Consider the following 13,353-nt stretch of genomic DNA (forward strand, 5'->3'; position numbering starts at 1 on the left):
GCCCCGGGGTCATTGCGCGGGCGTCTCGGACGAAGCGGCTTCGCCGCCGCCGACCGGCAGGTTGTCGAGCGACAGGCTGTCGCCCTGCGCCGGCGGGGTCGCCGGGGCCTGGGGTTCCGTGGGAGCCGCCGCGCCCGGCTCAGCGCCGACCGAACGGCCGATGTCCTCGGCGTCGAACGACGAACCCGTGCGCTGGTTGAAGTTGCCGATGATCGTCAGGGCGATGGCGCAGGCCGCGAACGCGCCGCCCAGCCACCAAGTCAGGGTGGTCAGCAGATTACCGGCGCCGCGCGCGGTCATGAAACCGGTCGGGCCGCCGCCCATGCCAAGGGCTCCACCCTCGGAGCGCTGCAGCAGCACCACGCCGATCAGGCCGATCGAGATCAGGATCATGACGACGAGGAGAATGGTCTGGAGCATGGCGTCTTACATCGGGCGCAGGGCCGCGCCGTTCAAGCCGGCGCGTCTAGCACCGCTCCGGCTCAGACGCCAGTGGGTCGCAGGACCCAGAGGGCGACCGCGAGCGCGAGTGTCATCCAGACCACCGCTACGAGCAGGAGTCCGAGGCGACTGCGCGGAGGCTCGATCCTGTCCGCCCGTTCGCGAAGCTCGTCCATGAGTTCGGAGGGGATCAGCCGGACGGCCAGCCAGACACCCAGAGGCACGAGGATCAGGTCATCGACATAGCCAAGCACCGGGATGAAGTCCGGGATCAGATCGACCGGGCTGAGGGCGTAGGCCGCTGTCAGCGCCGCCATGAGTTTGGCGCCCAATGGGGTCCGCCGGTCCCGCGCCGCCAACCAGAGCGCGGTCACGTCCCGGACGATCCGGGACGCCCAGCGCTTCAGCGCGGCCAGCATCAGGCCGCCCGGATGATCCCGAGGAAATCGGCGGCCTTGAGCGACGCGCCGCCGACCAGCGCTCCTCCGACTTCGGACACGGCCAGAATTTCCGCGGCGTTGACGGGCTTGACCGAGCCGCCGTACAGGATCGGCGCCGTTCGGCCGCCCTCACCCAGGCGCTCGACCATAGCCGCGCGCACCGCGGCGTGGACCTCCTCGATCTGCTCCAGGGTAGGCGTGAGGCCGGTGCCGATGGCCCAGACAGGTTCATAGGCCACGGCGAAGCCCGTGCCGCCCAGCGACGCGGGCAGCGAGCCCATGACCTGGCCACGCACGACCTCGACGGCGCGTCCGGCCTCGCGTTCCTGCAGGGTCTCGCCCACGCAGATGATCGGTTCCAGACCGGCCCGAAGCGCGGCCTCGGCCTTGGAAGCGACCAGGGCGTCCGTCTCGCCGTGGCCGGCGCGGCGCTCGGAGTGGCCGAGAATCACGAGCTTGGCGCCCGCGTCGGCGAGCATCTCGGCCGACACGTCGCCGGTGAAGGCGCCGGACACCTCGGCGCGGCAGTCCTGTCCGCCGACCTCCACCGTCCCCTCGCGCAGGAACCAGGCCATGCGCGCGATCAGGGTGGCGGGCGGGCACAGGGCCACGCGGGTGGCTGCGGGCTGGTCCGCCAGCGCCTGCATCAGGGCCTGGGCCTCGGACAGGTCGGCGCCTGTCCCGTTCATCTTCCAGTTACCGGCGATCAGTCGAGCTTGGGTCATGCGCGCTCTCTAGCCGGACACAGCCCCATGCGTATAGGCTTCCGCTACGCGGTTCGGGGGAGCGGGCGATGGTGGTGACGATCCTGCTGGGCGCGCTGGGGCTGTTGGCGCTGGCCTACGCGATCCTGCTCTGGCGCACGGCCGCCGCGAAGGGCGCCGGGCGTCCTTCGCTCGAAGGGATAGGCCTGGGTGCGATCACCAACTTCTTTGACACGCTAGGCATCGGTTCCTTCGCGCCCACGACGGCGTGGATCAAGCTGCGGCGACTGACGCCTGACAGCTACATCCCGGCGACGCTGAATTCCGGCCACGCCCTGCCGGCGATGGCGCAGTCGGGCATCTTCCTCGTGCTGCTGGGCGTCAGTGTGGACCCGGTGCTGCTAGCGTCCTGCGTCGGAGCGGCGGTGCTGGGCGCCGCGGTCGGCGCGCCGCTGGTGCTCAAGGCTCCGGTCCGTCTGGTCCAGGGCATGATCGGCCTGGCGCTCGTCATTGCGGCTTGTCTCTACGCGGCGGCCAATCTGGACCTGATGCCCGTGGGAGGCTCGGCCTCTGGTCTCGAAGGCCCCGCGCTGTGGCTGGCCATCGCGGCCCACTTCGTCCTCGGGGCCCTGATGACTTTCGGCATCGGCCTGTACGCGCCGTCGTTGATCCTGCTTAGCCTGATGGGCCTGGATCCACGCCTCGCCTTTCCGGTGATGGCGTCCGCCTGCGCCTTCCTCATGCCGGTCGGCGCCTTCCGCTTCGTGCGCAGCGAGCGCATCGACCTTCGGCTGGTCCTGGGACTGGCTCTGGGCGGCGTCCCCGCGGTGCTGATCGCAGCCTTCGTGGTCAAGGAGCTGCCCGTCGAGATGCTGCGCTGGGGCGTGGTGGCGGTGGCGCTCTACGCGGCGGTCCTGCTGCTGCTCGCAGCTATTCGTCCCAGCCAGGCCGAGGACGCCGAGACCTAGGCCTCAGCCGGTTCCGCCTCGGCGGCCTTGAGCACCTGATGGAAGATCAGCTTGTCGATGCGGCGGTCGTCCATGTCGACGACCTCGACCTCGAAGCGCCCGACCTGCAGCCGCTCGCCCTCCTCCGGGATACGCGACAGCTCATGCAGGATCAGGCCTGCGACCGTGTGAAAGCCCTCGGGCTCTCCGAAGTCCTCGCCCAAGGTGTCGGCCAGTTCGTCGAGGTCGGTCTGTCCGTCGACCAGCCACGACCCGTCCTCGCGCTGGATGATGCGGACGTCCGGCTCGTCGTGTTCCTCGTCGAAATCGCCGGCGATCATCTCCAGCAGATCGGTCGCAGTGACCACGCCTTCGAAGGCGCCGTACTCGTCGACGATGAAGGCCATGTGGATCTTGGAGGCCTTTAGGATTTCCAGCGCCTTCAGCACCGAGGTCGACTGCGGAATGAAGGCGGGGACCTGGACATAGCGCTCGACATTGAACTCCCCGTTGTCGAGGAAGCTGTCGAGCATGTCCTTCTTGTGGACCACGCCGATGGGGTTATCGACGTCGTTCTCCTTGGCCACGACGATCCGCGAGTAGGGACAGTTGCGGACTTCCTGGCGCAGCACCTCCTCAGGGTCGTCCAGCGCGATCCAGAAGACCTCGTGACGCGGCGTCATGGCCACGCGGATGGGTCGGTCGCCGAGCGTGAGGATCTCCTCGATCATCTCCTGCTCTTCCGGTTCGATGGCGCCCGAGGCTGTGCCCTCGGCGATCATCGTCTCGACCTCTTCCTGGGTGACGTCCGAGCCGTCGCGGTCCCGGATGTTGAAGAGCTTCAGGATGCCCGACGTCGAAAGGGTCAGCAGGATCACGAAGGGGTGCATGATCATCGATAGGCGCGAGATCGGGCCGGCCATCTTGGCGGCGATCGCCTCGGGGAAAATCAGCGCCAGCCGCTTGGGCACCAGCTCGCCGATGATGAGCGAGAAGTAGGTGATCAGCACGACCACGAGGGCGGTCGCGATGATGTGGGCGTAGGGGGCCAGAGCCGGAGACACGGCGCCTAGCATGGTCGTCAGTTCGCCTGCGATGGCCTGCTGGCCGTAGGCGCCGGCCAGAATGCCGATCAGGGTGATCCCCACCTGCACGGCGGACAGGAAGTGCGTCGGCTCCTCGGCAAGGCTCAGCGCGCGGCGCGCGCCCTTGTCGCCCCGCTCGGCGCGGGACTGGAGCTTGGACTTGCGGGACGAGACGACCGCCAGTTCGGTCATGCTCAGAAGGCCGTTCAGCACGATGAGGAGCAGAACGACGACGATGGCGGTGGCTAACATCGAGTGGGGAAGAACCCGGCGCGGCCTCGAGGCCGCAGCGATAGCTTAGGGCCTCGCCGGGCCGGACGCCATGGGATTGTAGTTGCGCCATCTCTCTCTTGACGAAGTCGCGCGACGGGCGGGGAATGCCGCCGGGAGGGACCTGCAATGTTCAATCGCAGACAGGCGCTGCTCGGCGCGGCGGGGCTGGCGACGGCCTGCGCGGCGCCGTCGTCGGAAAACCCCGATGTCGTGGTGGTGGGCGCGGGTTCGGCAGGCATTGGTGCGGCCCATGCCCTTCAGGCCGCCGGACGAAGCGTCCTGGTGCTGGAGGCCATGGATCGGGTCGGAGGTCGCGCGTTCACCGACACCGCGACCTTCGGCGCGCCCTTCGACGTCGGCTGCGCTTGGCTGCACAAGTCAGACGACAATCCCTACACCAGCTACGCCCGGGCGCAGGGCTACACGCTACAGCCCCACGAGTATGACCTGGAGCGGGTCTGGTTCGGCGGCCGCCCGGGTGAGGCGGCGGCGGTGAACACGGCCGAGGAAGAGATCGCCGAGGCCATCGTCGGGGCCACATCGGACACCGACGCCCTGTCGGTCGCCGGCATAGACAATCCGGTCGAGGAAGCTGCTGGCGACTACCTCGGGGCGCTCGACATGGCGGTGGACCTGGAGGACCTGTCGACCTTCGACTACGCCAACGCGGACGACCTCGAGCCGAACCTGCTCTGTGCCGAGGGCTTCGGCTCCATCGTGCGCCGCCGCTCGGGCGGTCTGCCGATCCGGCTATCCACGCCGGTGCGGGCGGTGCGGTACGACGGACCGGGCGCGGTCGTCGAAACCGACCAGGGAGCCATCCGGACCAGCGCCGTGATCGTCACGGCGTCGACCGGCGTCCTGTCGTCGGGCGCCATCCGCTTCACCCCCGACCTGCCGGTGGCCACCCGCCAGGCCATCGAAGACCTCCCGATGGGCATGCTCGCCAAGATCCCTCTGCAAGTTCCCCTTGGCGCGCTGGGGTTGGATCCGTTCACAGACCTGATACTGGCCCGGCCTGGCAAGCAGGATCTGTACTTCCTGTGCCATCCGTTCAGCTACGATTTGATGGTCGGCTTTGTCGGCGGGGATTTGGGTTGGGACCTGACTCGCGCAGGACGTGAGGCGGCGGTCGATTTCGCGGTCCAGGGACTGGTCCAGATGTTCGGCTCCAATGCTCGCGGACTGGTCGGACGTTCGGGCCTCACCCTATGGGGCTCCAACGAGTGGACGCGCGGCGCCTACGCGGCCGCGCGGCCCGGGCGATATGAGGCGCGCGCCGCCCTTGCGCAGCCTGTGGCCGATCGGGTCTTCTTCGCGGGCGAGGCCCTGGCGGGGGGTCTGATCCAGACCTGCGGCGGCGCCTACAGGTCCGGCGAAGCGGCCGCGCGCGCCGCGATCGCCGCCTTGAGCTAGCTACTCGCTCGGCACAGCCCCGCCGGCCGGCCAATCGCTCTCGCCGATGCGGCGCAGGGTCATCTCGATGGTCGGCCGGGGCTCCATGCCCTCGCGCATATAGGCGCCGACCTCGTGCCAGACACCGTCCTGCACCGTCGCCGTGTAGCGCACCACTGCGCCCGGTCCGGCCGGAACCTCCCAGACGAATCCGGTGTCAGTGCGCTCGAAGCGGAAGTCGCCGTCGTGACCGTTGGCCCAGGAGCGGAAGCGGTAACGGTCCTCTCGCTCGTCCCACGAGATCACCGCCATGGCGTTGAACACCGTCACTCCGGCGGCGTCATAGCCCCGGCCCTCGACGACCCGGATCGAGCCTCCGAGGAGCGGCCCGACGCGCTCGGTCTGGGTCAATGTTGTTCGGCTGCCGTCGCGGTTGAAGATGACCGCCTCTCCACGCCATTCCCCGTCCAGGAACGACAGGTCGGCCACCTGTTGGCGCTGCTCGTCGGAACCGGCCGGGTTCATCGCCTGGGCCATGGCCAGCCCGGGCGCGCTCAGCGCCAGGACAGCCGAAAACACGATCGCACGCATACGCATGGGGTCCCTCCCTTGCGGCTATGCTTTGCGTTATAAAGTGCTTGTTCACATGTCGTCAAGTTGGGCGCGGATCGCCTGTCGGCGGAGCCGTTCAGGCCCAGAGGTGATGTTGGCGGAAGGAGCCGTCTGCTTTGACGAACGCAAGGTTCACCTGCCCCAATGCGCCATCCCTCGGTCGCGTCAGGTAGTGGACGATGTCGTAAACGACGAAGCCGCGATCAGCCATCCAGCGGATCACCTGGGTGAACTGGTTGTCGTCGTACACACCTGCGGCCTTGAACATCTGTACCTCCATGAGGACCAGATCGGCCATTTCGAGCAGCTTCGGCGCGCCCCGAACGACGTCGATGTCGGCGCCCTGGCAGTCCGTCTTGATGAACAGAGGGCCCTCAACCGGTCCTTGGACCAGATCATCGAGACGGCGCACAGGGATGGTTCGGCGATCGCCGCCCCCCCAGTTTGGGTTCGAGATGAGACTCGCGGCGTCCTTCGCCTGCGGCGGCACCCTCAGTTCCGCTTCGGTGTTTTTCGAACCAGCGGCGCACAGGTGATACTCGCCCTTCAGCCGCTTGAGGATGTTCTGAAGGGTAGGCTCCATCTCGGCGAGGGGCTCGACCAGAACATAGTAGGCGTCCGGGAACGTCCCGTAGATCTCCGGAGTGCCCCACGCCACACCGACATCGATCACCGTCTTGGGGGCGAAGCCCCGCTCTGCGAGAAACGCCATGAACTGCGGCATGTCTCGCATGCGGGGTAAACTCCTTCGAAACCGCGGCCTAGTGCGCGACGTTGCGCCAGATGCGGCGGTAGCTGAACCAGGTCAGGACCGCGAAGCCCAGCAGATAGATCAGCACGACCAGGCCGGTTTTCTTGCGCTCCACCTGATGTGGATCTGACGCCCAGGCCAGGAAGGCGGCGACGTCCTGGGCCATCTGGTCGACCGTCGCCTCGGTGCCATCGTCGTAGGTGACCGCGCCGTCCATCAGCGGCGGCGCCATGGCGATGAAGCCGCCCGGCGGCACATGGTGGCTGTCGCCGTCCCAGAACGGGCTTAGATCGCCGGCCATGTAGGCGTTGTAGTGCTGGCCGGCGCCGATGCGCAGGCCGGCCGGCGGCTCACGATAGCCAGTCAGGAGCGAATAGACGTACTCGGCGCCGCCGTGGCGGGCCTTGGTGATCACCGATAGGTCCGGCGGCGCGGCGCCGCCGTTGGCGAAGGCGGCGGCCGTCGCATTCGGGAACGGGCTGCGGAACCGGTCCGCCGGGGTCGCCGCGCGCATGATCGGCTCGCCGGTCTCGGTGTCGAGGTCGCCGACCTCGATCTGGGCGGCGATGGCCTTCACATAGGGATTGTCGTTCGGGTTCGGGTGTTCCTCGGAATAGAAGGGTCCGCCCTCCTGGCCGAGGTTCCGGTACGACATCAGGTTCATCGAGTGGCAGGCCGCGCAGACCTGCTCATAGACCCGGTAGCCGCGTTGCAGCTGGCCCTGATCGAAGGTCCCGAACGGTCCCTCGAAGCTGTAGTCGACGTTGCGCGGATGGAGCGCCCCGCCTTCGGCCTGAACGGCTCCGGCGCCCATCAGGGCGGCGGCGGCCACGACACCGGCCGCGATGCGCTTGGAAAGCGTGGAGAACATCGCGCGTCAGCCCTTCTGTTCGGCTTCGACGCCGGGCAGGACCGGCTCGGAAATGGTCGCCGGGATCGGCGAAGGCGTCTCCTTCAGGCCGACCCAGGGCATCAGCACGACGAAGAAGATGAAGTAGTAGGCGGTCAGGATGCGGGTCAGCCACAGGTAGCTGTTGATCATCCCGTCGAAGAGCTGGAAGCCGCCGCCGATGCCCGGGATCACCGGGGCGTCCGGCAGCTGGGCTCCGCACCAGCCAAGACCCAGGCACACCACCACGAAGATGATGAACAGGGTCCGCATCGTCGGGCGGTAGCGCATCGAGCGCACCCGCGAGGTGTCCAGCCACGGCAGGATGAACAGCACGCCGATGGCGCCGAACATGGCCAGCACGCCCCCGAACTTGTCCGGGATGGCCCGCAGGATCGCGTAGAAGGGCAGCAGGTACCACTCGGGCACGATATGCGCCGGCGTCTGCAGCGGATTGGCCTGGATATAGTTGTCGGCGTGGCCCAGCGCGTTCGGATTGAAGAAGACGAACACGGCGAACATCATCAGGAACAGGATGATCGCGAACCCGTCCTTGACCGTATAGTACGGATGGAACGGCACCGTGTCGCGCGAGCGCGTCTCCTTGGGGATCAGGATGCCGACCGGGTTGTTCTGGCCCGCGTGGTGCAGCGCCCACAGGTGCAGGAACACCACGCCCGCGATGGCGAACGGCAGCAGGTAGTGGAGCGAGAAGAAGCGGTTCAGCGTCGCATTGTCGATCGCCGGGCCGCCGCGCAGCCACACCAGGATGGGCTCGCCCAGGACCGGGATGGCGCCGATCAGGTTGGTGATCACCTCGGCGCCCCAGTAGGACATCTGGCCCCACGGCAGGACGTAGCCGAGGAAGGCGGTCGCGATCAGCAGGAAGAAGATGATGCAGCCGAGAATCCAGATCATCTCACGCGGCTGCTTGTACGAGCCGTAGTACAGGCCCCGCAGCATGTGGATGTAGACGGCGATGAAGAACATCGACGCGCCGTTGGCGTGCACGTAGCGCATCAGCCAGCCACCCGGCACGTCGCGCATGATGCGCTCGACCGAGGCGAAGGCCAGCTCGGTGTTCGGCACATAGTGCATGGCCAGAACGATGCCGGTGACGATCTGCGTCATCAGACAGACGGTCAGGATGGCGCCGAATGTCCACCAGTAGTTCAGGTTCTTCGGCGTCGGCAGGGCCATGTAGTCGGCCCCGAAGCGGACGATCGGCAGGCGCGCGTCCAGCCACTTCTCCACGCCGGTCTTCGGCACGTAGGTCGATTCGTGATCGCTCATCGTTGTCTCAGCCGATCCGGATGCGAGTGTCGGACAGGTATTCGTATTCCGGAACCGCCAGGTTCAGCGGCGCCGGACCCTTACGGATACGGCCGGAGGTGTCGTAGTGGGAGCCGTGGCAGGGGCAGAACCAGCCGCCGTAGTCGCCGGTGCCGAAGGTCGGCACGCAGCCCAGGTGCGTGCACGAGCCGACCAGAACCAGGTACTGCTCGTGACCCTCGATAACGCGCTCTTCGTCCGTCTGAGGGTCCTTGAGGTCCGACAGCGGAGTCGCCCGGGCGGCCTCGATCTCGGCCGGGGTGCGATAGCGCACGAACACCGGCTTGCCTTGCCAGCGCACGACGACCTGCTGGCCTTCGGACACCTTCGTCAGGTCGAACTCGATGGAGGCCAGCGCGACGGTGTCGGCGGCCGGGTTCATCTGGTTGATCAGCGGCCAGAGGACCGAGACCCCCGCGCCCACCGCCGCGGCGCCCGCGGCGATGTGGATGAAGTCGCGGCGATTCGGATCGCCATCGCCGTGGTCGGCGCCGTCGCCATGAACGACCTGATCGGTCACTGGGCTCACCTTTGTCATGGACGGCGGAGACAGCCTCTCCGCCGCAAACAGATTGCCGCCCGGCCTGGTCCCCCCGGCCGCGCGTGCGCCGGGATTAGAGCGCGGCCGGGGCTTTTTCAACCGGTCAGTGACGGAAACCGGTGCTTCCTCAGCTTGCGCCCGCTCCGTCCAGCTGTCCGAGCGTCCCGTAGGGGGCCGGATCATCCGCAAGTTCGCGCGCCACGGCTTCCACCTCACGCATGACGCGGAGCACGTTTCCGCCCGCCAGCTTGGCCAAGTCCTCGTCGCTCCACCCGCGCCGGGCGAGTTCGACAAGCAGGTCGGGATAATCTTCCACCCCATTCAGGCCATCGACCGTATCGGTGATGCCGTCAAAGTCGCCGCCGATACCAACGTGGTCGATCCCGGCGACGTCGCGCACATGCTCAATGTGATCGGCGACCTGGCTCAGGGTGGCGGCCGGGCGCGGGTTGGCGGCCTCCCAGGCTGCGATGTCGGCGTCTTCCTGGGCTCCGGACGCCACATCCATGTCGGGCCCTCCCGTTTCGCGCCGACTGCGCTCCAACTCCGCCGTGCGGGCCAGGCTCCAGGCGCGCAGCTCCGGCGAGACGAACCCTGGCACGAAGGTGACCATGACCACTCCGCCGTTCTCAGGCAGCCGGCGCAGGACGGCGTCCGGCACGTTGCGGGGATGGTCAGCCACCTCCCGCGCGGACGAGTGCGAGAAGATGACCGGAGCCCGGGTCGCATCCAGCGCATCATTCATGCTGGCCTCGGAAACGTGGCTGAGATCGACCAGCATCCCCAGCCGGTTCATCTCGCTCACCACCGCCACGCCAAAGGGGGTCAGGCCGTCGTGCTCGGGCTCATCGGTCGCGGAGTCCGCCCAGGGCAGATTCTGCGAATGAGTCAGGGTCATGTAGCGGACCCCGGCCTCGAACAGGGTCCGCAGCACCGGCAGCGATTCGGCGATGCCGTTACCGCCCTCCATGCCGATCAGCGAGGCGATCCGCCCTTCTCCGTGGATGCGCTCGACGTCGGCGGCGGTGAAGGCCAGCTCGAAGACGTCCGGGTGCCGGCGCGCCAGTTCGCGCACCAGATCGATCTGCTGCATCACCGCGACAGTGGCCTCGCCGCCTGACAGCTGCGCCGGGACGTAGACCGACCAGAACTGCCCCCCGACGCCGCCCGCCCGCAGACGCGCGATGTCCGTGTGCATCGGCGGCTCCAGCCGCGACAGATCGGCGGTCAGGTCCAGCTGCGTCGCGTCGCCCGCCCAGCGCTCGCGCACCTGCCAGGGCAGGTCATTGTGCCCGTCAATCAACGGCGTGGCGGCCAGCACCGCGCGGACCCGCTCCTCCTCGGGCGTACGGCGGTCGGGCTGTTCGTCCTGCGCCAGGGCGGGCGTGGAAAGGCAGGCCAGCGCGGCCCCGAGCATCAGCAGGCGGTGCATGAGGAACTCCCGTTTCGAACCACCCTAGCCGCCTTGCCGCGCAAGGGAAAAGGGGTTTGCGGGCGTCACCCGTCCCCCTCCCCCGCCGAGGGCCTAACATGACGACCGGGCCGTTCTTCCCCCGCGCCTCCTGTCCGGACTGTTCGGACGGTTTGGACAGTGTTTTTTCGGGCATGCCGAGCGTCACGGCAGTTCGTACGCAACGTTCCGGACGTGACGCCCCGGCCCGCCTGTGATTGAAGCCGCTCATGACCGCCGCTCCTTCCCTCGACCTCGATCTCGCCGAACGCCAGGAAATCGCCCGCGCCTGGTTCGAGACCTTCCGAGACCGGCTGTGCGAGGCGCTCGAGGCCCTGGAAGCCGAGGCCCCCGCCGACCTCTTTCCCGGCGAACCAGGCCGCTTCGAGCGCAAGCCCTGGACACGTCCCGAGGGCGGCGGCGGCGTCGCCTCCATGCTGCACGGCCGCCTCTTCGAGAAGGCCGGCGTCCACGTCTCGACGGTGCACGGGACCTTCACGCCGGAGTTCGCGAAATCGGTGCCGGGCGCCGAGGAGGATCCCCGCTTCTTCGCCACCGGCGTCAGCGTCATCATCCATCCGCGTAGCCCGCGCGTTCCGGCCGCGCACATGAATACGCGGCTGATCTCGACGACGAAGTCCTGGTTCGGCGGCGGCGGCGACCTGACCCCCGTGCTCGACGTCCAGCGCAACCAGGAGAACCCGGACGCCCTCGCCTTCCACGCCGCCTACAAGGCCGTCTGCGACGCCCACGACCCGGGCGAAGGCTGGTACGCCCGCTACAAGGCCTGGTGCGACGAATACTTCTTCCTGCCGCACCGGAACGAGCCGCGCGGCATCGGCGGCATCTTCTACGACCACCACGACTCGGGCGATTTCGGGCGCGACTTCGCCTTCACGCGGGATGTCGGCCTGGCCTTCCTCGACAGCTACGTCTCGATCGTGCGGGACCGCATGGCCGAGCCCTGGACGCCCGAGGAACGCGAGGAGCAGCTGATCCGCCGCGGCCGGTACGTCGAGTTCAACCTGCTCTACGACCGCGGCACCCTGTTCGGGCTGAAGACGGGCGGCAACGTGGAGTCGATCCTCAGTTCCATGCCGCCCGAGGTGAAGTGGCCCTAGCCCTTCTCCCGCATCAGCCGGGCCTTGTCGCGCTGCCAGTCGCGTTCGGCTGAGGCCTCGCGCTTGTCGTGGGCCTTCTTGCCCTTGGCGAGCGCCACCTCGAGCTTGGCCAGGCCGCGCTCGTTGAAATAGAGCTTCACCGGCACGAGAGTCCGCCCTTCGCGCTGGACCGCGCCGATCAGCTTGTCGATCTGGCGGCGGCGCATCAGCAGCTTACGCGGCCGGCGCGGCTCGTGGTTGAAGCGGTTGGCCTGGCCGTAGGTCGGGATGTCGGCGTTGACGAGCATGAGCTCGCGACCTTCGACCGCGGCGTAGCTCTCGGCGATGTTGGCCCGTCCGCTGCGCAGGGACTTCACCTCGGTTCCGGTCAGAGCCAGCCCGGCCTCGAAGCTTTCCTCCAGAAAGTAGTCGAAGCGCGCGCGCCGGTTCTCGGCGATCAGCTTGCGGGCCGGCGCGTCGTTCATGCCGTGACGCCGGCCAGGCTCACCGCCGCGTCGATCCGGGGCTTCACGGCGTCCCCGCACGGGATGAGCGGCAGGCGCAGTTCCTCGGCGCAATGGCCTAGCTTCGAAAGCACGTACTTCGTCGGGGACGGCGAGCTGTCGAGGAACAGCGCCTTGTGCAGATCGATGAGCCGGTCCTGCTGGGCGCGCGCGGCCTCCCAGTCTCCGGAGGCGGCGGCGGCGTAGAGGTGCGCCATGGCCGCGGGCGCGACGTTGGAGGTCACCGAGATCACCCCATGCCCGCCGTGCGCCAGGTAACCAAGGAAGCTGGGATCATCGCCCGAGATCAGGGCGAAGCCTTCGGGACAGTCGTTCCGCATCCGGCTGATGCGGCCCATGTCGCCGGTGGCGTCCTTGATGCCGACGATATTGGGCAGTTCAGCCAGCCGCGCCGTCGTGGCGTCGGCGAGGTCCACGCCCGTGCGGCCGGGCACATTGTACAGCAGCACCGGTAGCTGCACCGCGTCGTTGATGGCCACGAAATGGGCGTAGAGCCCGTCCTGGCTGGGCCGGTTGTAATAGGGCGTCACCACCAGCGCGCCGTCCGCGCCGACCGTCTTGGCGTGGCGGACCAGATCGATGGCCTTGTCGGTCGCTGAGGCGCCCGCACCCGCGATCACCCGCACGCGCCCGGCGGCGACCTGGACGCACAGTTCGACGATCCGCTTGTGCTCATCAAGGCTGACGGTCGCGCTCTCGCCCGTGGTCCCGACGGGCACCACGCCATCGACGCCGCCCTCGATCTGGCGCTCCAACAGGAACCGGAACGCGGCCTCGTCCACTTTTCCGTCACGAAATGGTGTGATCAGGGCAGTGATCACGCCCTTGAAAAGGGGGCGGTTCATGGTCAGACCGGTTTCTCGGTTGAG

At 67.9% G+C, this 13,353-nt stretch carries 14 protein-coding genes and 1 pseudogene; 3 read left to right on the forward strand and 12 right to left on the reverse strand.

Translation table 11 applies throughout. The annotated features are described in order from the left end of the window. Nucleotides 1-9: 9 nt before the first annotated feature. From secG to tpiA, 3 genes and pseudogenes are all read right to left on the reverse strand, one after another. On the reverse strand, nucleotides 10-420 hold the full coding sequence (gene secG / locus Q0M60_RS12870; RefSeq protein ID WP_296820181.1) for a preprotein translocase subunit SecG: 411 nt from the start codon (nucleotides 418-420) through the stop codon (nucleotides 10-12). A 194-nt stretch (nucleotides 421-614) separates the two neighbouring features. Further along, nucleotides 615-845: pseudogene (locus tag Q0M60_RS12875) on the reverse strand (YkvA family protein); the annotation flags it as partial. A 14-nt stretch (nucleotides 846-859) separates the two neighbouring features. Further along, nucleotides 860-1,606, reverse strand: coding sequence for a triose-phosphate isomerase (gene tpiA, locus Q0M60_RS12880; RefSeq protein WP_296820182.1), 747 nt, complete (start codon nucleotides 1,604-1,606; stop codon nucleotides 860-862). A 68-nt stretch (nucleotides 1,607-1,674) separates the two neighbouring features. On the opposite strand from tpiA, the gene Q0M60_RS12885 reads away from it, so the two are divergent. Continuing rightward, the gene (locus Q0M60_RS12885; protein ID WP_296820184.1) at nucleotides 1,675-2,553 is read left to right on the forward strand and encodes a TSUP family transporter; all 879 of its coding nucleotides are present in this window, start codon (nucleotides 1,675-1,677) and stop codon (nucleotides 2,551-2,553) included. Here the strand turns inward: Q0M60_RS12885 and Q0M60_RS12890 are convergent. Further along, nucleotides 2,550-3,869: a hemolysin family protein gene (locus Q0M60_RS12890; RefSeq protein WP_296820186.1), complete on the reverse strand. Its 1,320-nt coding sequence runs from the start codon at nucleotides 3,867-3,869 to the stop codon at nucleotides 2,550-2,552. The genes Q0M60_RS12885 and Q0M60_RS12890 overlap by 4 nt on opposite strands. A gap of 147 nt (nucleotides 3,870-4,016) precedes the next feature. On the opposite strand from Q0M60_RS12890, the gene Q0M60_RS12895 reads away from it, so the two are divergent. Further along, nucleotides 4,017-5,306 (forward strand): NAD(P)/FAD-dependent oxidoreductase, encoded by a 1,290-nt coding sequence (locus Q0M60_RS12895; RefSeq protein ID WP_296820188.1) that lies wholly within the window; start codon nucleotides 4,017-4,019, stop codon nucleotides 5,304-5,306. On the opposite strand, the gene Q0M60_RS12900 is transcribed toward Q0M60_RS12895, so the two are convergent. From Q0M60_RS12900 to Q0M60_RS12925, 6 genes are all read right to left on the reverse strand, one after another. Next, nucleotides 5,307-5,882 (reverse strand): DUF1579 domain-containing protein, encoded by a 576-nt coding sequence (locus Q0M60_RS12900; protein ID WP_296820190.1) that lies wholly within the window; start codon nucleotides 5,880-5,882, stop codon nucleotides 5,307-5,309. Between the two features lie 91 nt (nucleotides 5,883-5,973). Further along, nucleotides 5,974-6,621, reverse strand: a complete 648-nt coding sequence (locus Q0M60_RS12905; RefSeq protein ID WP_296820192.1) for an FkbM family methyltransferase — start codon at nucleotides 6,619-6,621, stop codon at nucleotides 5,974-5,976. Between the two features lie 37 nt (nucleotides 6,622-6,658). After that, a complete protein-coding gene (locus Q0M60_RS12910; RefSeq protein ID WP_296820268.1) occupies nucleotides 6,659-7,462 on the reverse strand; it encodes a cytochrome c1 in 804 nt (267 codons plus the stop codon). A gap of 63 nt (nucleotides 7,463-7,525) precedes the next feature. Next, a complete protein-coding gene (locus tag Q0M60_RS12915; RefSeq protein ID WP_296820195.1) occupies nucleotides 7,526-8,830 on the reverse strand; it encodes a cytochrome b/b6 in 1,305 nt (434 codons plus the stop codon). A gap of 7 nt (nucleotides 8,831-8,837) precedes the next feature. Further along, on the reverse strand, nucleotides 8,838-9,398 hold the full coding sequence (petA, locus tag Q0M60_RS12920) for a ubiquinol-cytochrome c reductase iron-sulfur subunit (RefSeq protein ID WP_296820269.1): 561 nt from the start codon (nucleotides 9,396-9,398) through the stop codon (nucleotides 8,838-8,840). Nucleotides 9,399-9,537: 139 nt separating this feature from the next. Further along, nucleotides 9,538-10,842 (reverse strand): dipeptidase, encoded by a 1,305-nt coding sequence (locus Q0M60_RS12925; RefSeq protein WP_296820197.1) that lies wholly within the window; start codon nucleotides 10,840-10,842, stop codon nucleotides 9,538-9,540. Between the two features lie 248 nt (nucleotides 10,843-11,090). Between Q0M60_RS12925 and hemF the strand changes: the two genes are divergently transcribed. Then, nucleotides 11,091-11,981: an oxygen-dependent coproporphyrinogen oxidase gene (gene hemF, locus Q0M60_RS12930; protein WP_296820199.1), complete on the forward strand. Its 891-nt coding sequence runs from the start codon at nucleotides 11,091-11,093 to the stop codon at nucleotides 11,979-11,981. On the opposite strand, the gene smpB is transcribed toward hemF, so the two are convergent. Continuing rightward, nucleotides 11,978-12,445: an SsrA-binding protein SmpB gene (gene smpB / locus Q0M60_RS12935; RefSeq protein ID WP_296820202.1), complete on the reverse strand. Its 468-nt coding sequence runs from the start codon at nucleotides 12,443-12,445 to the stop codon at nucleotides 11,978-11,980. The two genes, hemF and smpB, sit on opposite strands and share 4 nt — an antisense overlap. Further along, nucleotides 12,442-13,329 (reverse strand): 4-hydroxy-tetrahydrodipicolinate synthase, encoded by an 888-nt coding sequence (gene dapA / locus Q0M60_RS12940; protein WP_296820205.1) that lies wholly within the window; start codon nucleotides 13,327-13,329, stop codon nucleotides 12,442-12,444. Before dapA ends, smpB begins: the two co-directional genes overlap by 4 nt. Nucleotides 13,330-13,353: the final 24 nt, after the last annotated feature.

It is taken from the genome of Brevundimonas sp. (genome assembly GCF_024711105.1).
Classification (GTDB): Bacteria; Pseudomonadota; Alphaproteobacteria; order Caulobacterales; family Caulobacteraceae; genus Brevundimonas.

Coding starts and splice junctions, on each gene's coding strand:
- secG (WP_296820181.1), bottom strand. CDS start 420: ATGCTCCAGACCATTCTCCTCGTCGTCATGATCCTGATCTCGATCGGC.
- tpiA (WP_296820182.1), bottom strand. CDS start 1,606: ATGACCCAAGCTCGACTGATCGCCGGTAACTGGAAGATGAACGGGACA.
- Q0M60_RS12885 (WP_296820184.1), top strand. CDS start 1,675: ATGGTGGTGACGATCCTGCTGGGCGCGCTGGGGCTGTTGGCGCTGGCC.
- Q0M60_RS12890 (WP_296820186.1), bottom strand. CDS start 3,869: ATGTTAGCCACCGCCATCGTCGTCGTTCTGCTCCTCATCGTGCTGAAC.
- Q0M60_RS12895 (WP_296820188.1), top strand. CDS start 4,017: ATGTTCAATCGCAGACAGGCGCTGCTCGGCGCGGCGGGGCTGGCGACG.
- Q0M60_RS12900 (WP_296820190.1), bottom strand. CDS start 5,882: ATGCGTATGCGTGCGATCGTGTTTTCGGCTGTCCTGGCGCTGAGCGCG.
- Q0M60_RS12905 (WP_296820192.1), bottom strand. CDS start 6,621: ATGCCGCAGTTCATGGCGTTTCTCGCAGAGCGGGGCTTCGCCCCCAAG.
- Q0M60_RS12910 (WP_296820268.1), bottom strand. CDS start 7,462: ATGGGCGCCGGAGCCGTTCAGGCCGAAGGCGGGGCGCTCCATCCGCGC.
- Q0M60_RS12915 (WP_296820195.1), bottom strand. CDS start 8,830: ATGAGCGATCACGAATCGACCTACGTGCCGAAGACCGGCGTGGAGAAG.
- Q0M60_RS12925 (WP_296820197.1), bottom strand. CDS start 10,842: ATGCACCGCCTGCTGATGCTCGGGGCCGCGCTGGCCTGCCTTTCCACG.
- hemF (WP_296820199.1), top strand. CDS start 11,091: ATGACCGCCGCTCCTTCCCTCGACCTCGATCTCGCCGAACGCCAGGAA.
- smpB (WP_296820202.1), bottom strand. CDS start 12,445: ATGAACGACGCGCCGGCCCGCAAGCTGATCGCCGAGAACCGGCGCGCG.
- dapA (WP_296820205.1), bottom strand. CDS start 13,329: ATGAACCGCCCCCTTTTCAAGGGCGTGATCACTGCCCTGATCACACCA.